The organism is Streptococcus sp. HMSC056C01, assembly GCF_001811305.1.
Lineage (GTDB): Bacteria > Bacillota > Bacilli > Lactobacillales > Streptococcaceae > Streptococcus.
Genome location: NZ_KV804181.1, coordinates 197684 through 213065 on the forward strand (window position 1 = coordinate 197684; position 15382 = coordinate 213065).

Consider the following 15382-nt stretch of genomic DNA (forward strand, 5'->3'; position numbering starts at 1 on the left):
TTTTTTTGTGAGACTTCAAGATGTCTTTTGTCTCATTCTTAAAAATTATTCAGGATTGTCTGGTATGTTAAAACGTTTTGAAATAAACTCTAAAACTCCAGGATCTGTGCTTGTGGCTATTTCTGACTCTGGGATTATAGAAATTTTTGTTGCAGAATCTTCAACGTTTAGTTTATCAACTGCTCTAGATTCAAACAGCATATCGCAATATTCTTTAGTCATGTTACACTCCTTTTTTCTAGGTTGTTTTACCCCTCACTTTCACATATCTTATATTTTGTTAAACTCACTCTAAATCTCAAACCCTTACTAAGCATGGGTTTTAAAGAGTTTCATTTTTTCAGTTTATGCTTAACTCATTATGTGAAAGTAATATCTAAAAAAATTTAAATGACAAAGTTCCGTAAAGCATCATCAAGCTCTGCTTGTTCTATTCCTATGTATCTCAAGGTTATTGCAGGTGATGAGTGATTGAACATTTTTTGTAATGTTCCTACGTCCTTTGTCTTGTTGTAGTATTTATAGCCGAATGTCTTGCGCATTGTATGCGTACCGATATTATCAATGCCAAGTTCTTCAGCTGCTTCATGTATGATTTGATAGGCTCGCTCACGAGTGATCGCTTTATTCTGACCTTGCCTACTCTTGAATAAGAAATGATGAAATGGTTTACCCTCGACATATCTTCTCATTTCTTTCTTGAGTTCTTTTGTCATCCGTCTTGTTATCTGCTTGCCAGTCTTCCGTTCTCTCAGTTTGATGTGCCAGCCTTGAACATCTTTAACTTTCAAGGTAAGTATATCTCCGACTCGCAAACCAGTATTCAGGCCTGTAATGAATAGCATATAATACATCTCATTCCACTCTCTGAGATAATCTTTCATTGCCTGAATGTCGTCATTATCTTTTATCGGTGATACAAATTCCATATTCTACCTCCTTTCCCAAAACAAAAAGCCAGCATTTGCTGACTCTTGACGATACTTCTGTTGGACAACTTTTCTGACTAGAATTAAGGATGACTCCTAAGATGTAATGTGTGTTTTTGTTTCAGAAGTTCATGCTATCATAATAAACCTTTTTTTGTGAGACTTCAAGATGTCTTTTGTCTCATGTTTATTTATAGCTCACCTTTCAAAATAGCGTACTGCTCTAGGATAATCCTTCTACGTCGATAGATTGTAGCTTTGCTCATGAATCTCTGTTCTGCTATTTCTTCCCATCTAAGTTGAGGATACCTCCAGCGCAGATTAAAGATTTCCTTGTCTTCATCAACTAGATTGATCAGGAGTTTGTTAATAATAGCTTTGAACCCTTCGAGAAATTTTAAGGTTGGGTCATCTGCAATTTTTATTGCGATGGTTTCGGTAGGTTTGCTTATTCCTACGCTAGGCCCACTTTGAGCATCTGGATTTCGAGTTTCTAATTCTAGCCTTCTCAAATCTATTGTACGTTGAACGTTTTGAAATTTGAAAAGTTCTCTGTCTAATGTTTTGAGGTCTTCGTCGCTCAATTTCTTCAAATCCTACCTCCTCGAAATCTTCGTGATTGCTTCCACTTGATAATCTTACCATCGTTATTATTGTTAAAATAATCTGGCAATCTTGCCGTTGGGCTCTCTTTGTAGACCACTTTTTCAACGACCTGGACTCCAGGCATCATTTCATCCTCTATCCACCCAACAAGCCAAGCAGGATTTACATCATAAGTTTTAGCGATCATTTCAATTTGCTTAATGGACGGATATCCACCTCGCTCATACAAATGGATTGTATTTTGAGAAACACCTGTCTCTTTCGCCATCTGACCGACAGAAAGACATAGGTCCTCTCTAAGTTCTTTCAGTCTTAGCTGCATCTTGCTCTCCACTTTCTAGTATTAGCTTTTATGAATCTAGCCTGCTCTTGCATCTGCTTCCATTCATAATCCATGATGATTTCAAGCTGGTTGTTACAAAGACCTCTTAAGAAATCATTTTGAGCATCTAGCTTCTCAATATCCTTATAAGCCCTTTCATACAGTTCATCTTCCAGAAATCTAATGCGCTCTGCCATTGCTTCCTGAATGATGATGTAAGTTTGTTTCTTGTACTCTGCCATTACAAAATTACCTCATCTCCTATTTTTAGAGATTCATAGTTTGTTTGAGTAACTACGAATACTCCGTAATTTTGTACTGTGATAGTGTACATGTCGCCATTCTTCTCCTTTTGTAAGACTCTGCCTTTGATTTCTGCTCCTTGATTGTCAGCTTTATAAACGACAATCGGACGCTTTGCTTCTAGTTTTTTAATGTGGATACTCTGCCAAATATTTAATACAGCAGACAATAAAATCCAGATTGCGATAAAACGTTTCATCACTCCACCTCCTTACTTTTCGAGCTTTTCGATTTCACGTTCAACTAGTTCTTTACGTTTTTGTAATTCTTCTAGTTTTTGAACATCTAACGCTTTCTTAATGATTTCAAGTTGTTCAAGATTCATCTTAAATTTTTCCAGAGAATCAACTTTACGAGCGTACTCTCTAAAATTATGCGCCCATTCCCATTCTTCCCAGCCAAAGCAATTATTTAACTCTCGTGTTAAATCGTTATATTTATTTCTCAAATCAATATTAACTTGACGTTGATAGAGCAATACGAATACTGCCATTACTAAAACCGACACACAAGCTAAGAACATTCCCCAAAACATTAAATTTTCCATTTACTCCACCTCCTCAATTTCAATACCTGGACAATCAAGCACCCAAGCAAAATCGGAATATTCTAGTTCCTTTCGTGTAAATTTTTTATTGTTTTTACCATTGTTAAAAAAATGAAATCCAATTTCTGTTTCATTTAGATAATCATCTGTATTTTTTAACTTGACTTTGTATTTTGGTTCTTTCTCAGCCTCGTAGTCAGTCAACCAGGCTTTAGCAAAAAGTTCTTGGTTCTTTTTGTCATTAAGCCATTTCTTCACTACTTCGCTATTCTTAGCATAGAGATGAATAGTGTTACTATCAAGTGCATCACGCAAACTAAAATCATTTAAAAGTTGACATTTAAAGATCCAGTCATCCATAAAACTAGGTAGAAGCACTTTATTCAATTCTTGTCGAATCTTATCAGCATCTTTCAATTGATTACCAACCCATGCTCCCTCAAATTTTCCTTGCTCGTAGCCTTCACGCCATTTTGCATGACTGAAATCTTGCTCAAATTCACCCATGATAGCCTTTAGCCAAACTTCACGATCATGCACTGGCAGTTCTCGTAATCTTGCTAGTATATTCTTGACATAACGAGGTGCTTCGTCTGCGTGACCTGTTTCTGGTTCGTCTAGTTCAGAAATAAGTGTAATTACCGAGTCTATTTCGATATATTCTGATTTGTTGCCGAAAAGATTTTTTAAACCTTCTATACGCTCAATCAATTCCTGTTTATTCATCTTCAATCACCTCATTTTCTTCAAAGTCTTCAACAAAAAAATAATTGATATTCTTAGGATTTACAGACAAATTTCTAATCCTCATCAAATTTCCATTGTTGAACTGACTAGTAATCTTCGTAAGTTCTTTTTCTGTAAAATTTCTTACTAGAAAACTAAGTTCTTCACCATTAGAGAAGCAAATTTTTATTTTTTGATAGTTGCTAGCTTGCTCACTTTCAGGTTCATAACCAAGCAAGTATCCTACGCTTACACCAAAATAATCTGCTAACTGGCTTGCTCTATTCGCTTTGATTTGGTTTTCTCCATTTTCCCAACGTTGAATAGTCCGAGCTGGTGCAGTTATTGCTTCAGATAATTCCTGCTGAGTCAATCCCTTTTCTTTTCTCAATTGTTTCAATCTGTTCATCCTTCACACCTCCCTAAAATGGCAATCCATCATTTGGAATATCCATCGGATCACTGGCTCCGAAAGTTGGTGGCATCTGATTTTCCATGCTCGACTGGTTCGCAGAATTATCTTTCTTTTCAAGAGTTTGAAAACTCTCAACAACCACTTCCGTCACATAGACACGTTGTCCTTGCTGATTATCATAGCTACGAGTCTGGATGCGACCTGTGATTCCCACAAGAGCACCCTTTTTAACCCAATTTGCAAAATTTTCAGCCTGTTGGCGCCACATGATGCAACTGATAAAATCAGCTTCACGATCACCTGCCTGATTCTTAAAATTGCGATTCACTGCCAAACTGAAACTCGCAACAGCCACATTTGACGGTGTGTATTGTAACTTAGGGTCACGAGTCAAGCGACCTACTAACACAACATTATTGATCATTCTCTATCTCCTTCTTCATTTTCTAAAACGGCATCTTGTATGAAAGTATTACCAATTTCATAGTGCTTGTATTCCTTAGCTGTCACTTCAAACGTTTCTTCAACTTGCTTATTACCTGCACGACCTGAAACGACCAGAATGTATTTTCTTTTGGTTCTGGTTGGCACAAGCACCGAACTTTTTCCTGTTGTAACAGGTATGAACGTTGTGTGAGGTTCATCGATGTACTTATCTACTACCGTCCCACTCGAAATCTGGTGACATGCCACGAGGAAGAATGTGAGTAAAACAACACATAGGATTTTAAAATATCTCACTCCTTGACCTCACAAAAACAAACTAGCTAGCCACAGAACAAATGCAAAATATATAATCTTCGAAATTGCCTGGGTAAGTTTTTTTGAAATTTCTTCATCACTATAGATTGTTGGATTTATGAAGCTTAGTAAAGCATCTACTCCCAAAGCTTGCCAAAACGAAATCTTTCCGACAGGAAGGATTGTCGTTACAATCCCATTCCAACCAAATTGAACAACAAACGGTGAGACAATTGTTACGAGTAATACACCAATAATAATTCCTAGTTTTTTCATTTTATAAATCCTCCTCTTTGACGAACACTCCGTCAATCATTTTCCCTTTTCGGTCTTTGATAACGTTGTACGCTTCTTCTAAACAATTTTCAGCTGTAGTGCCATTGCAAAATGAAACCGTACTAACAACACTGTCAAGAAACATTAAATCTGCCTTAATTAAAGGAATCTGTGTCTCATTGTGACAGACATGAGCGTATAGTTTCTGAGCGATATTGCCCAAACTTGAAACCATCAGCAGCAATTCAAGTTCCTGTTGATTTGCTGAAATCTGAGCACCATTCTTGATCTGTTGATCAAGCCCAATCAACACTACCTGAATATCACCAAGCGCATCATAAATCAATTCAGATTTATCCTTCGCAATACCCTCAAACAATTCACCCGACTCTTCCATTAGCTTTAAGAATTGTTTGACAGGATTTGCTTCATGTAGATTTCTATCAACAAACCACTGTTGAACCTTTTCTTCTAAATTCATTTTTGTATTCATCTTATTTTTCCTCCGTTTTCCTAGTAATCAAGTAGTAGCAATCAACTGCTCCGTAGTCAATCCTAATGTTCTCACCACTCATGCTTTTCCGAAATCGTGGATGACTGATTGCTGAGTAACTAGCTTGATGTTTCTTTAATTCATTGATTGCACTATGTATGTGTGTAAAACGCCCGATGAGCATCTTTCGGTGCCCGTTGTAAATGAAATAGAGTTCAATCATCTTTACTAAACTCCTTGTAAATTTTTTTGAATATTTCTGACACCAATTTTTCAGGTATATTAGATCTCTCGTTGTATGATTTTGAAAAGTTTTTCCACTCGATATCCTGCTTGATAATTTTATTTTTAAGATTAAGTTCAATATTGCTTCCAAAAATCGTCCGTTTTTGTAAAGGATAATCATAATTATTGTATCTAGCTAGATTTTTGTATGGAATTCTGAATCCAATAATATCCTCGATGTAAGGCCACAATCTGTCAGCAGCTGGATTCTCAATAACCCAAAATTGTGGTCTATATCTTTTTATGATTTCTATTGTGTTGAAAGCTGTTAGCTCACCATTGACCCTTTTTAGAAATTGTCTGTCATACTGGTAATTTATATAGGCTGACTCGTAATCCTTATTTGCCCTGATCGTGAACGGTGAAGGTCTTACTTGTGGAGCAAACAAGCTATCAGAAACATCATTGCGTTTCCAACACGCATTTCCGTTTTCCATCGCAGAAGCATTTGACCATGATTCACATGGTGGACTAGCTATTATAAGGTCAGGTTTTGGTAATTTGTCTAACACATCAAAAAGTGTGTTGTCTCCAAAAAGGCGCCCAAAGTCAGCAAGGTCCAGATTTATGAAATGATTGTTCTTGTTTTCTATATCCATTCCGATTGAATAGATTTCAATATTCGCCCCCCCTGAACTATTTAGAGAGTTGGCACCCTTGAGGTAAGAGCCATTCCCACTATCAAAAAGCGCCCAAACTGTCATTTTTTTAATGATCGATACCTCCAATCATCCCTCCACCTCCACTGGATAGAAATTCCCAAAGGACACTCTCAATGCCTTGCCCACCTGCAACGCAACCGCACGAGAAATAAACCGCATAGCTTTTCGCTCGTCCGAATATGAGACATCAACGCCAGTCACACTAATAGCCACAGACATCAAGAACGGTTTATCTTCTCTTGTCCCATGTTTTAAGATAAACATCAGCCACCTCCATTATCAAGCCTATCAAGAAGTTCACGTTTACGTTTTTCAAGTTCTTCTTTGTCCTCCTCACTCGTAGTATTCACATAGTTAGGTTGAGACCACTCAGGAACATTTGATTTCTGATTACCTAGACGTTTGCTGATTTTACTTTCTTTGTACGCTCTCTCTCGTTCCTCGACTGCTGCAATCGTCAAAACTCCATCGTTCTTCCAATTGGTCAAAATCGCTCTGATATAACTAAAATTTCTTTTACCATTGTCAGCAGCAAGACCAATTGCCTTCAAGATAACCTTTATTTCCATACCATCTAATGTAATGAACTCTTTTAAAATTTCAAATTGGGTTCCATCTAACGGAGCGATACGAGATTGATATTCTTCGACGATGAGTGCGACTGGATTTTCATCTATATCTTTCTCTATCTCTGTATCTATATCTTTCTCTATATCTATATCTCCGTTACGCTTTGTTACATCGTTGTTACATTGTAACGCTAATTGATTCTCTCGAAACTTGCGAACCCTTCTGGCACTTGCGGTTTCACTACCTACCATCTCAGGAACTTGTTCTAAGAAATAATCTCTGTCATTTTTTCTAGTCAGCAAGCCTTTGCTTTCTAAAAAAAGCAAAGTAATTTTGATGTCTTCAACATTCTCGTCAATCATAAGAGCGATTTCTTCGGCTAGATTGTCAGCGAGACCATCGTAGTAGATGCACCCTCCATCTTCCAAACTAACCAACATCATTTTGAGATAGATGATGGTGTGCGTATCGCCGCCAGCAATCTTCCGAAGCAATTTCATTTCTTTTGACTTGAAAAAATCTTGAGTGAGTTGAATCCAGTAGTATCGCTTATTTTTAACTACCATCAATACCCTCCGTTTTAATCCACAAATGTTTCTTTTCGTGTCACGGGATCAATATCCACACGTCGCCCTGTTTTAAAGTCGATAAACCCTTTTTCAAATTGTGGCACTTGAAATTGAATCTTCTTTTTCGCTCTCATGGCCATTTTCAGCTTGATATTCATCATCAGCGATTCAATCAAGACCACTGAAACTACTGTGCATACTGCGATAATTTGTAAATTGTTCATGTTTTTTATCCTCTTTTTGTGCTATAATATAGTCAAATAATTTTGCTAAGACCTTGTCCAGAAGCCTTTTAGTAAAGTTATTATATTTGATTAGAGAGCCATTCTTTGATGGCTCTTTTTGACCATTTCTTACCAGGTAATTCCTTTGGAAATCCCTTTAAATAACGATAATTATCTGAAAATGTGGCATACTTAATTCCTAGAAATTCGCAGGTAGTGTTCACATCCATCAACTCTGGATAGTGATCACTATCTTTTTCTATTTCGACTAGCCTTGTGATTGTGTCCTTGATAATGGACTTAATCCATTCAGATAGTGAAAGTAGAACATTGTCCATCTTCTTCCCCTCCTACACTTCGTCAAGTGAGTTCAATTTCATGATTTTCATCTTGGTATTGGTGCTTGGCTCCCACGTCATCCAGTAAGCTAGAGCGGCATCCGCATGCTTCTTGGGTAGCAGGTCATAGCGACTGATATTGAAATGATCTTTGAAATCAATCTCTGCTTGCCTGAAGACAGATTGAGCGAAGATTTTGTCAGCATAAGCTGGACTATCAATCCCACCCAAGCAAGCTACCACACGAGCCTTGCGCTTCTTCAGTAGCGACTGAGTATAGCTTGGATGAATCGGTTGCTCACTCTTGAGGTAGTCGATATCTTCTAGCATGGTCGCCTGTTGCTCACGCAATTTCTTTTGCCCAGTAAACAGAGCAATAAAGGCATCCTCGTCCAAGTCCTCGCGAATGAAACCGCCCTGTTTGCGAATGGCTGGTAAGACCTCTGATGTCACCCAACGCTTAAACTCTCTAGCTTGTAGAAGTTTACTTGAAAGAATGAGAGAGTAAAGACCAGATTCGTTAATAACGGTAACACCTCTATTTCCAAAAGTACCGTTTTGGTAGTTTTGGCGATCTTCTTCATCTACGTGACGGTTTATGTCTCGACTACCGTTTTGGTATCCTAGAATATCCGCAACATCCTTCCCGACAAACCAAGGCTCATCATCAATTGTCAAAGTACGGACTTCCTGCCCGTGAAAATTAAAAATTTCGTTCATAATGTTCCTCTTCTTACTTTTCCTAGTGTTAAAATAGTTTCCCAAACATCTAGTCCCTCAAGACTATCGATCATCATCTGACTAAGTTGGTGATTTTTCTTCTGCCAATTCAGTATTATTTTCGCTTGCATGTATGCACCTCTCAGTGATTTCTCCAAGGGTTTTCAATACCCAAAATATCTACGACTTTTTCTTTCACATAATCACTTCCTTTGCCATACTTCAGTAGTTCTGAAATGACCGAAGGTGCGACGAATACTTGTTTTGCCAACTCAGCTTGAGTCATATCTAGCTCAATCAAACGAGTTTTGATTTTAGCCTTGATTATCTTTAGTTCTTTGCTCATATTTTTCCTTTCTATATTTCTCTGCTTCTTTTGAAATTTTCAAAAGCATTGAAAGTCCCCCAATTACTCCATTTAGATACCCTCGCCCATAATCTGTCGCTAAGAGTTCCAATAATTCTTTCAGGTCTTCTTCGTTCCTCCCTGACCTCCTTTTAAAAGATTATCTAAAAAGTTAGCGAATTTCTTGACAAAAAACAATCTATAGTTTAGAATTTAATCATAGAGAAAAGACCTACTAAAAGTAAGGTTCTACCTAGAAAACGGACGCCAATCAGTTTCATTAGGCTTTATTTTTTAGTTGTCTTATTCGCTAACTCTTTAGCTTACAAATAATATTCTAAACTATAGATTGTGTTTTGTCAATAGATTTACAATCAAAAGTTTAAATATTTTTTGTCATGCCTTAGAAAGGTTGATAAATCAATGTTTTCTTTGTTCGAAAAAATAAAAGAACTTTGCCAAAATCGTGGAATTTCTATAAATTCTCTTGAAGAAACATTAGGATATAGTAGAAATACAATCTATAGTATGAAAAACAAAAAACCAAATGCTGAACGCCTTCAAGAAATTGCTGACTACTTCAACGTGTCCACAGATTATTTACTTGGTCGCACGGATAATCCTACTATTGCTGGTGATTCAAAAGAGTATAGCTGGCAAGGGAAGGCACTAAATGTTGAAGAAATGGCATCTAATGTCATGATGTTCGGTGGCCGAGAATTAACAGATGAAAAGAAGAAAATCATCCAGTCTATCATTGAAGGTTATCTCAAAGAAGCTGGTGATTAGAGGTACTGCTTAGTGACCGAAAAAGAAATTATAAGTCATTTTCAGATTCGTATTTTCGATTTTGATGGAGATTTGATGCCTGATGAACTTGGATTTTACGAAAAAGAAACCAATACAGCTTTCCTATCGAGTAAACTCAGCAAAAAAGAGAGAGTTAAAGTCCTACTGCATGAACTAGGACACAAAGATCACACACGCTCAGAGTACCAGAACGCTCGCCTACGATGTGAAAACGAAGCTGATAGGAATATGATCCATCATCTCGTAAAAGATGCGATAGAAAGCTTAGACGACCCTACAGAGTTTGACTACCTCAAATTCATGTCCTACTACAATCTAAAAACCGTGACAAATGAAATCATGGTAAAAGAGGAATATTATAATTTAGCAAATATAATTTAAGGAGATGTTATGAAAAAAGAAAAAGATTCTAAACCTTTTTATAAAAAAGTTTGGTTTTGGATATTGGTAGCTATCTTAGCTATCGGTGGTTCAAATGCTCTTACAAAACAAACATCAAGCAAAGCAGACGAAGAAAAAGCAAGTGCGCTTAAAACAGCTCAAGAACTTGTCGAAAGTAAAGCGTCATTTTCTGAAAAAACACTTCTTTGGTATTTAACAGAAAGTGCGAGTCACAAATATTCAAAGAAAGCTGCTCAATATGCTGTTGAGAATGTTGGTGATGTTTGGGTTAATGAAGCGCTCGATATTGCAAAAGAAGAAAGAAGTGAAGGTAAGACTGACCAAGAAATACTTAAAAGTTTGACAGATAAAGATGCTCAGTTTACTGAAGAACAGGCCCTGAAAGCTATTGAAAAATTAAATGAATAAAAAAAGCCCCACAATCTCCCTCGCCAAAGTTTGATTGTGAAGCTCACCCTTATAAAAAATCAGCCATTAAAAAGGCCTCTTTTCTATACCCTATTTTACACCATGAAAGGGGTGATGTCAATATTCTCAATGTTTAGACCTTGTCCAGAAGCTGATAAACAAGGAGAATACAATGAAATATAATAAAACAAAATACCCAAATATCTATTACTATGAAACTGCAAAAGGCAAACGTTATTACATCAGACGCTCTTTCTATTTTCATGGTAAAAAGAAAGAGATTACTAAAAGTGGTCTCACAACCCTTCCACAAGCTCGTGCAGCCTTGACAGAGATTGAACAACAAATCCAAGATCAGGAGTTAGGTATCAATACGAATCTAACACTTGATAAGTATTGGGATATCTATTCTGAAAAGAGATTGTCAACAGGGCGCTGGAATGACACTTCCTACTACCTCAATGACAACCTCTATAAAAACCATATTAAACCCAAGTTTGGTTCTGTTCTGCTTAAAAACCTGGATAGAAATGAGTATGAACTCTTTATCGCTGAAAAGTTGCAGAACCATACCAGATACACTGTTCAAACTCTCAATTCCAGCTTCATGGCATTGCTGAATGATGCCGTGAAAAGTGGGAATCTGCTCTCAAATCGCTTGAAAGGTGTCTTTATTGGTCAGAGTGATATCCCTGCTACTAACAAGAAAGTGACTCTCAAAGAGTTTAAGACTTGGATAGCAAAGGCAGAAGAAATCATGTCAAAACAATTCTACGCTCTAACCTATCTGACAATTTTTGGGTTAAGAAGAGGAGAAGTCTTTGGATTGCGCCCAATGGACGTCACTCAGAACGACAGTGGACGGGCTATACTACATCTTAGAGATAGTCGAAGCAACCAGACCTTGGAAGGGAAAGGAGGGCTTAAAACGAAGGATTCAGAGCGCTATGTCTGCCTTGATGATGTCGGAACAGACCTTATCTATTATCTGATAGCTGAAGCTTCTAAGATTAAGCGAAAGTTAGGGATTATCAAGGAGCAACAAAAAGATTATATCACGCTGAATGAAAAAGGCGGTCTCATCAATCCAAACCAGCTAAATAGAAACTTCAATCTAGTGAATGAAGCAACAGGATTGCATGTAACACCTCACATGATGCGCCACTTCTTCACAACTCAAAGTATTATTGCAGGGGTTCCGCTTGAACAATTAAGCCAGGCGCTGGGCCATACAAAAGTCTATATGACCGATCGTTACAATCAAGTAGAGGACGAACTTGCTGAAGCGACAACAGACCTATTTCTTAGTCATATTCGCTAAAAAGTCCCCGCCAAAACCTCAAAAAATCCCCGCCAATTCCCCGACCAAAATCCGAAAAATACCGAAAAATATCGAAAAATGATTTTTAGAATAGTCCCCAAAAGCCTGAAATAGAGCCAAAAAACTCCACCTGATTTGGTGGAGTTAAGGGAGATTATTATGAAAAAGAAAAGTTTAGGATATTTGTTACAACAAGTTAGGAGGTCTTCTTGTAACTGTCTATAGTATAGCTGAACTATCTTAAACAAATCTTAAAAAATCTCTTATGACCAAACACTTTCTAAAATATTTGTTTGTTCACGACCAGGACCTACTGAAAAAGTAGAGATACGAACGCCAACCAATTCGCTAACACGACGAACATAGTTACGTGCATTTTCAGGAAGGTCTTCCAAAGTACGTACTCCAGTGATATCTTCTGACCAACCAGGTAATTCTTCATAAATAGGTTTACAACGTTTCAATTGTTCAAGACTAGCTGGATAGTAGTCAATACGTTGACCATCAAGATCATAAGCTACACAGATTTTAACTGTATCCAAACCACTCAAAACATCGATAGAGTTCAAAGAAAGATTCGTAATTCCAGAAACACGGCGACTATGACGCATCACAACTGAGTCAAACCAACCTACACGACGTGGACGACCTGTTGTCGTACCATACTCATGACCTACTTCACGAATGCGTTCTCCCACTTCATCAAACAATTCAGTTGGGAAAGGCCCATCTCCTACACGACTTGTATAGGCCTTACATACACCTACAACCTTGTCAATCTTGCTTGGACCAACACCTGAACCGATCGTCACACCACCAGCAACAGGGTTTGATGACGTAACAAATGGATAAGTACCTTGGTCAATATCTAGCATGACACCTTGGGCACCTTCAAATAGGACACGTTTGCCATTATCAAGCGCATCATTTAAAATAACAGAAGTATCTGTGACATATTGCTTAATTTGTTGACCATACTCATAATATTCTTCAAAAATATCATCAATTGAAATAGGGTTACTATCGTACAATTTTTCAAACAAACGATTCTTCTCAGCAAGGTTACGTTCTAATCGCTCACGGAAAATATCTTTATCTAAAAGATCCGCAATACGGATTCCAACACGAGCAGCCTTATCCATATAAGCTGGTCCGATACCCTTGATAGTAGTACCAATCTTATTTTCACCCTTAGCTTCTTCTTGCAGACGGTCTAACTCGATGTGGTACGGCAAAATAACATGCGCACGATCAGAAATACGTAGATTATCTGTTGTAACACCTTCATCATGAAGATAGCTCAACTCTTTCACAAGTGACTTAGGATTTACAACCATCCCATTCCCAATGACAGAAATTTTTTCAGGGAAGAAAATTCCAGAAGGAATCAAGTGCAACTTAAATTTCTTTCCATCAATCACAATTGTGTGACCAGCATTATCACCACCTTGGTAACGCGCAATCACTTCTGCATTAGCTGAAAGGAAGTCTGTAATCTTCCCTTTACCTTCATCACCCCACTGGGTACCTACAACAACAACTGAAGTCATAATCTTGTCTGAGCCCTTAGGCTCTTCCTTTCTCACATACATGGCAGGAATCTCACCTACAATTATATCTTACAATTTATTATAATAAAGATTCTCAATTTTTTCAAGACCAAAGACCAGAAACATTAGGGAACTAGAGAAAACTAGAAAATTAATATTAAAAAAATATTGTAAATTTATATTTTGAAAAGAAAAAACTATGAAATCGTTCGGAAATATGGAATTTATAAATTATCTCCCAACACAATCATTTGAAATCAATAGTTGCTCAATGTACAAACGGTAGCAAGCTCGATAGTGATAAGAAATCAACGGATGAATAACATCAACATTATAACGAAGAAGATAATAAAGTAAAAATCGAAGATGAAAAATTTCCCATTCTAAATCATTATCTATTAAATTACTATATTCCTTTTCAATAACATCATAAAAATCAAGATATTGTTCATAAATCTGTTTAATCATTTTATTTAACTCCATTTCTATTGATAAAATGAGTATAACAAAAAAATAGAAGAACCAGGGAAGATACTTCTATCATGTACTATAATGAATATTCAAATAAATAACAGATAAAAAAATTAACAAATCAGGTGGACAATCCTACATTTCAAAAAAGATCTAAAATTTCTGTAATGAAAAAAATACTGTAGGAATTATGCTAGTATACTTTATAATCCCAATTTGTAAAATTAAGCTAGACAGAAAAAGCCATCTTTGTTAGGCTCAGATAAACTACCACATTTGTCTGATAGGAACTAACATAAATAACCTATCTACATCTTACCACAAACGAACTCGTAATGATAAAGGCTTACTTTCAAGAAAACATAAAAGTTTTAGATATTGCAAACTCACTAGGAAGATCAAAACAGACAATCTACAATGTCATCAACTATCTGAAAGAGGGGCACTCTGCTTATGATTACTATAAGCGATATAAAGTCAATAAGAATCGCTGTCGCAGGAATAAAACAAGTCTTTCGCAAGCAGAAAAAAACTTTATTCAAACTCATTTAGATCTAAGCTGGAGCCTTGATATCATTAAGGGAGCTCATCCAGATAGGATTTCTTGTTCTATGAGAACTCTCTATCGACTAGCAGACCGCGGTATTTTTAAGAAAGAGGACCTCCATAAAACCAAATGATCATAGCGAAAAACAAGGAAAACAAGCGTTTCGTAGAGATTTACGTGAGAGAGCAGACAGTTATCCTGATTTTAAGACGGAATTCGGTCATCTAGAAGGGGATACAACTGTGGGAGAAAAACACAAAAGTGCAGTTATTTCCTTAGTAGAACGCTGCTCAAAAGCATCATCGCACTGAAAACCAATGGACGGATAGCAAGTGATATTGAGGCTTCTATTAATCAATGGTTGTCTCAAGTCCCTAGCTACCTTTTTAAGTCTATAACTTTTGATTATTTTCTAATTGGAAATCTATTTCCAATGCGCATGACATTGATATTTTCTTTGCGGGTCCAGATTGTCCTGGTCAACGGGGGCTCAATGAACATTCTAATGGCTTATTAAGACAAAATGGACAACCGAAATAAATGGATTTTACTAATATTTCTGAACATTATTTATCAGCTATCGCTGATAAAAGAAATAGAATGCCTAGAAAATCTTTTAAGACCTATTAAAAGGAATAAAAGTTACTTAAAAAAACTCAAATCTAACAAACTTATAAAAGATACTAAATATTAATAAAGAGCAAAATTAAAAAGGGTCAAGATGACCCCTGAAAGATAAAAAAAGACGTTCCTCGGAACGTCTACATACTCCGCCAGTAGGACTCGAACCTACGACATCAT

The 15382-nt window shown here is 36.8% G+C and carries 27 protein-coding genes; 4 read left to right on the forward strand and 23 right to left on the reverse strand.

The window, feature by feature from the left end; genetic code table 11:
- Positions 1-45: 45 nt before the first annotated feature.
- The 21 genes from HMPREF2795_RS10735 to HMPREF2795_RS01110 form a co-directional block, all read right to left on the reverse strand.
- Complete coding sequence (locus HMPREF2795_RS10735) at positions 46-222, reverse strand: hypothetical protein (RefSeq protein ID WP_186822890.1); 177 nt, start codon at positions 220-222, stop codon at positions 46-48.
- A gap of 164 nt (positions 223-386) precedes the next feature.
- Positions 387-929 (reverse strand): site-specific integrase, encoded by a 543-nt coding sequence (locus tag HMPREF2795_RS01020; RefSeq protein WP_075227989.1) that lies wholly within the window; start codon positions 927-929, stop codon positions 387-389.
- Positions 930-1120: 191 nt separating this feature from the next.
- On the reverse strand, positions 1121-1522 hold the full coding sequence (locus HMPREF2795_RS01025) for a transcriptional regulator (protein WP_075227990.1): 402 nt from the start codon (positions 1520-1522) through the stop codon (positions 1121-1123).
- On the reverse strand, positions 1519-1857 hold the full coding sequence (locus tag HMPREF2795_RS01030; RefSeq protein WP_075227991.1) for a helix-turn-helix domain-containing protein: 339 nt from the start codon (positions 1855-1857) through the stop codon (positions 1519-1521). Before HMPREF2795_RS01030 ends, HMPREF2795_RS01025 begins: the two co-directional genes overlap by 4 nt.
- A complete protein-coding gene (locus tag HMPREF2795_RS01035; RefSeq protein ID WP_075227992.1) occupies positions 1848-2099 on the reverse strand; it encodes a hypothetical protein in 252 nt (83 codons plus the stop codon). Before HMPREF2795_RS01035 ends, HMPREF2795_RS01030 begins: the two co-directional genes overlap by 10 nt.
- Positions 2099-2359 carry a DUF1372 family protein gene (locus tag HMPREF2795_RS01040; RefSeq protein ID WP_075227993.1) on the reverse strand — a complete coding sequence of 87 codons (261 nt, stop codon included), beginning with the start codon at positions 2357-2359 and terminating at the stop codon, positions 2099-2101. The genes HMPREF2795_RS01035 and HMPREF2795_RS01040 overlap by 1 nt, the downstream gene beginning before the upstream one ends.
- 12 nt (positions 2360-2371) lie before the next feature.
- Positions 2372-2707 (reverse strand): hypothetical protein, encoded by a 336-nt coding sequence (locus tag HMPREF2795_RS01045; protein WP_075227994.1) that lies wholly within the window; start codon positions 2705-2707, stop codon positions 2372-2374.
- On the reverse strand, positions 2708-3433 hold the full coding sequence (locus HMPREF2795_RS01050) for a DUF1642 domain-containing protein (protein WP_075227995.1): 726 nt from the start codon (positions 3431-3433) through the stop codon (positions 2708-2710).
- Entirely contained in the window at positions 3426-3842 is a 417-nt protein-coding gene (locus HMPREF2795_RS11045) for a helix-turn-helix domain-containing protein (protein ID WP_075227996.1), read from the reverse strand. The genes HMPREF2795_RS01050 and HMPREF2795_RS11045 overlap by 8 nt, the downstream gene beginning before the upstream one ends.
- A 13-nt stretch (positions 3843-3855) precedes the next feature.
- On the reverse strand, positions 3856-4272 hold the full coding sequence (gene ssb, locus HMPREF2795_RS01060) for a single-stranded DNA-binding protein (protein ID WP_075227997.1): 417 nt from the start codon (positions 4270-4272) through the stop codon (positions 3856-3858).
- Entirely contained in the window at positions 4269-4445 is a 177-nt protein-coding gene (locus HMPREF2795_RS10740; RefSeq protein ID WP_186822892.1) for a hypothetical protein, read from the reverse strand. The genes ssb and HMPREF2795_RS10740 overlap by 4 nt, the downstream gene beginning before the upstream one ends.
- A gap of 153 nt (positions 4446-4598) precedes the next feature.
- Positions 4599-4865 carry a hypothetical protein gene (locus tag HMPREF2795_RS01065; RefSeq protein WP_075227998.1) on the reverse strand — a complete coding sequence of 89 codons (267 nt, stop codon included), beginning with the start codon at positions 4863-4865 and terminating at the stop codon, positions 4599-4601.
- Position 4866: 1 nt separating this feature from the next.
- A complete protein-coding gene (locus HMPREF2795_RS01070; RefSeq protein WP_075227999.1) occupies positions 4867-5358 on the reverse strand; it encodes a MazG-like family protein in 492 nt (163 codons plus the stop codon).
- Position 5359: 1 nt separating this feature from the next.
- Positions 5360-5581 carry a hypothetical protein gene (locus tag HMPREF2795_RS01075; protein WP_075228000.1) on the reverse strand — a complete coding sequence of 74 codons (222 nt, stop codon included), beginning with the start codon at positions 5579-5581 and terminating at the stop codon, positions 5360-5362.
- Positions 5574-6347: a DNA cytosine methyltransferase gene (locus tag HMPREF2795_RS01080; protein WP_075228013.1), complete on the reverse strand. Its 774-nt coding sequence runs from the start codon at positions 6345-6347 to the stop codon at positions 5574-5576. Before HMPREF2795_RS01080 ends, HMPREF2795_RS01075 begins: the two co-directional genes overlap by 8 nt.
- Before the next feature lie 24 nt (positions 6348-6371).
- Entirely contained in the window at positions 6372-6569 is a 198-nt protein-coding gene (locus HMPREF2795_RS01085) for a hypothetical protein (RefSeq protein WP_075228001.1), read from the reverse strand.
- Entirely contained in the window at positions 6569-7441 is an 873-nt protein-coding gene (locus tag HMPREF2795_RS01090) for a phage replisome organizer N-terminal domain-containing protein (RefSeq protein ID WP_075228002.1), read from the reverse strand. Before HMPREF2795_RS01090 ends, HMPREF2795_RS01085 begins: the two co-directional genes overlap by 1 nt.
- 14 nt (positions 7442-7455) lie before the next feature.
- Positions 7456-7668: a hypothetical protein gene (locus HMPREF2795_RS01095; protein WP_075228003.1), complete on the reverse strand. Its 213-nt coding sequence runs from the start codon at positions 7666-7668 to the stop codon at positions 7456-7458.
- A gap of 80 nt (positions 7669-7748) precedes the next feature.
- Complete coding sequence (locus HMPREF2795_RS01100) at positions 7749-8006, reverse strand: hypothetical protein (RefSeq protein ID WP_000370959.1); 258 nt, start codon at positions 8004-8006, stop codon at positions 7749-7751.
- 12 nt (positions 8007-8018) lie between these two features.
- Entirely contained in the window at positions 8019-8726 is a 708-nt protein-coding gene (locus HMPREF2795_RS01105) for an ORF6C domain-containing protein (RefSeq protein ID WP_075228004.1), read from the reverse strand.
- A 142-nt stretch (positions 8727-8868) separates the two neighbouring features.
- Entirely contained in the window at positions 8869-9072 is a 204-nt protein-coding gene (locus tag HMPREF2795_RS01110) for a transcriptional regulator (RefSeq protein WP_038804347.1), read from the reverse strand.
- Between the two features lie 423 nt (positions 9073-9495).
- Here HMPREF2795_RS01110 and HMPREF2795_RS01115 point away from each other — a divergent pair, with 423 nt between their 5' ends.
- From HMPREF2795_RS01115 to HMPREF2795_RS01130, 4 genes are all read left to right on the forward strand, one after another.
- Positions 9496-9861: a helix-turn-helix domain-containing protein gene (locus HMPREF2795_RS01115; protein ID WP_075228005.1), complete on the forward strand. Its 366-nt coding sequence runs from the start codon at positions 9496-9498 to the stop codon at positions 9859-9861.
- A gap of 12 nt (positions 9862-9873) precedes the next feature.
- Positions 9874-10263, forward strand: a complete 390-nt coding sequence (locus HMPREF2795_RS01120; RefSeq protein WP_075228006.1) for an ImmA/IrrE family metallo-endopeptidase — start codon at positions 9874-9876, stop codon at positions 10261-10263.
- Positions 10264-10272: 9 nt separating this feature from the next.
- Entirely contained in the window at positions 10273-10692 is a 420-nt protein-coding gene (locus tag HMPREF2795_RS01125; protein WP_007519035.1) for an Ltp family lipoprotein, read from the forward strand.
- Positions 10693-10864: 172 nt separating this feature from the next.
- Positions 10865-12013 carry a tyrosine-type recombinase/integrase gene (locus tag HMPREF2795_RS01130; RefSeq protein ID WP_075228007.1) on the forward strand — a complete coding sequence of 383 codons (1149 nt, stop codon included), beginning with the start codon at positions 10865-10867 and terminating at the stop codon, positions 12011-12013.
- A 263-nt stretch (positions 12014-12276) separates the two neighbouring features.
- Here the strand turns inward: HMPREF2795_RS01130 and HMPREF2795_RS01135 are convergent, their stop codons facing one another.
- A complete protein-coding gene (locus HMPREF2795_RS01135) occupies positions 12277-13563 on the reverse strand; it encodes an adenylosuccinate synthase (RefSeq protein WP_070458011.1) in 1287 nt (428 codons plus the stop codon).
- 231 nt (positions 13564-13794) lie between these two features.
- On the reverse strand, positions 13795-14031 hold the full coding sequence (gene comW, locus HMPREF2795_RS01140; RefSeq protein ID WP_075228008.1) for a sigma(X)-activator ComW: 237 nt from the start codon (positions 14029-14031) through the stop codon (positions 13795-13797).
- Positions 14032-15382: the final 1351 nt, after the last annotated feature.

Bases quoted from the DNA above. Each gene is read 5' to 3' on its own strand.
- comW (WP_075228008.1), bottom strand. From the start codon at position 14,031: ATGATTAAACAGATTTATGAACAATATCTTGATTTTTATGATGTTATT.
- HMPREF2795_RS01090 (WP_075228002.1), bottom strand. From the start codon at position 7,441: ATGGTAGTTAAAAATAAGCGATACTACTGGATTCAACTCACTCAAGAT.
- HMPREF2795_RS01070 (WP_075227999.1), bottom strand. From the start codon at position 5,358: ATGAATACAAAAATGAATTTAGAAGAAAAGGTTCAACAGTGGTTTGTT.
- HMPREF2795_RS01095 (WP_075228003.1), bottom strand. From the start codon at position 7,668: ATGAACAATTTACAAATTATCGCAGTATGCACAGTAGTTTCAGTGGTC.
- HMPREF2795_RS01130 (WP_075228007.1), top strand. From the start codon at position 10,865: ATGAAATATAATAAAACAAAATACCCAAATATCTATTACTATGAAACT.
- HMPREF2795_RS01100 (WP_000370959.1), bottom strand. From the start codon at position 8,006: ATGGACAATGTTCTACTTTCACTATCTGAATGGATTAAGTCCATTATC.
- HMPREF2795_RS10735 (WP_186822890.1), bottom strand. From the start codon at position 222: ATGACTAAAGAATATTGCGATATGCTGTTTGAATCTAGAGCAGTTGAT.
- HMPREF2795_RS01075 (WP_075228000.1), bottom strand. From the start codon at position 5,581: ATGATTGAACTCTATTTCATTTACAACGGGCACCGAAAGATGCTCATC.
- HMPREF2795_RS01135 (WP_070458011.1), bottom strand. From the start codon at position 13,563: ATGACTTCAGTTGTTGTTGTAGGTACCCAGTGGGGTGATGAAGGTAAA.
- HMPREF2795_RS01035 (WP_075227992.1), bottom strand. From the start codon at position 2,099: ATGGCAGAGTACAAGAAACAAACTTACATCATCATTCAGGAAGCAATG.
- HMPREF2795_RS01085 (WP_075228001.1), bottom strand. From the start codon at position 6,569: ATGTTTATCTTAAAACATGGGACAAGAGAAGATAAACCGTTCTTGATG.
- HMPREF2795_RS01110 (WP_038804347.1), bottom strand. From the start codon at position 9,072: ATGAGCAAAGAACTAAAGATAATCAAGGCTAAAATCAAAACTCGTTTG.
- HMPREF2795_RS01080 (WP_075228013.1), bottom strand. From the start codon at position 6,347: ATGACAGTTTGGGCGCTTTTTGATAGTGGGAATGGCTCTTACCTCAAG.
- HMPREF2795_RS01030 (WP_075227991.1), bottom strand. From the start codon at position 1,857: ATGCAGCTAAGACTGAAAGAACTTAGAGAGGACCTATGTCTTTCTGTC.
- HMPREF2795_RS01045 (WP_075227994.1), bottom strand. From the start codon at position 2,707: ATGGAAAATTTAATGTTTTGGGGAATGTTCTTAGCTTGTGTGTCGGTT.
- HMPREF2795_RS01125 (WP_007519035.1), top strand. From the start codon at position 10,273: ATGAAAAAAGAAAAAGATTCTAAACCTTTTTATAAAAAAGTTTGGTTT.
- ssb (WP_075227997.1), bottom strand. From the start codon at position 4,272: ATGATCAATAATGTTGTGTTAGTAGGTCGCTTGACTCGTGACCCTAAG.
- HMPREF2795_RS01105 (WP_075228004.1), bottom strand. From the start codon at position 8,726: ATGAACGAAATTTTTAATTTTCACGGGCAGGAAGTCCGTACTTTGACA.
- HMPREF2795_RS01040 (WP_075227993.1), bottom strand. From the start codon at position 2,359: ATGAAACGTTTTATCGCAATCTGGATTTTATTGTCTGCTGTATTAAAT.
- HMPREF2795_RS11045 (WP_075227996.1), bottom strand. From the start codon at position 3,842: ATGAACAGATTGAAACAATTGAGAAAAGAAAAGGGATTGACTCAGCAG.
- HMPREF2795_RS01050 (WP_075227995.1), bottom strand. From the start codon at position 3,433: ATGAATAAACAGGAATTGATTGAGCGTATAGAAGGTTTAAAAAATCTT.
- HMPREF2795_RS01115 (WP_075228005.1), top strand. From the start codon at position 9,496: ATGTTTTCTTTGTTCGAAAAAATAAAAGAACTTTGCCAAAATCGTGGA.
- HMPREF2795_RS01065 (WP_075227998.1), bottom strand. From the start codon at position 4,865: ATGAAAAAACTAGGAATTATTATTGGTGTATTACTCGTAACAATTGTC.
- HMPREF2795_RS01020 (WP_075227989.1), bottom strand. From the start codon at position 929: ATGGAATTTGTATCACCGATAAAAGATAATGACGACATTCAGGCAATG.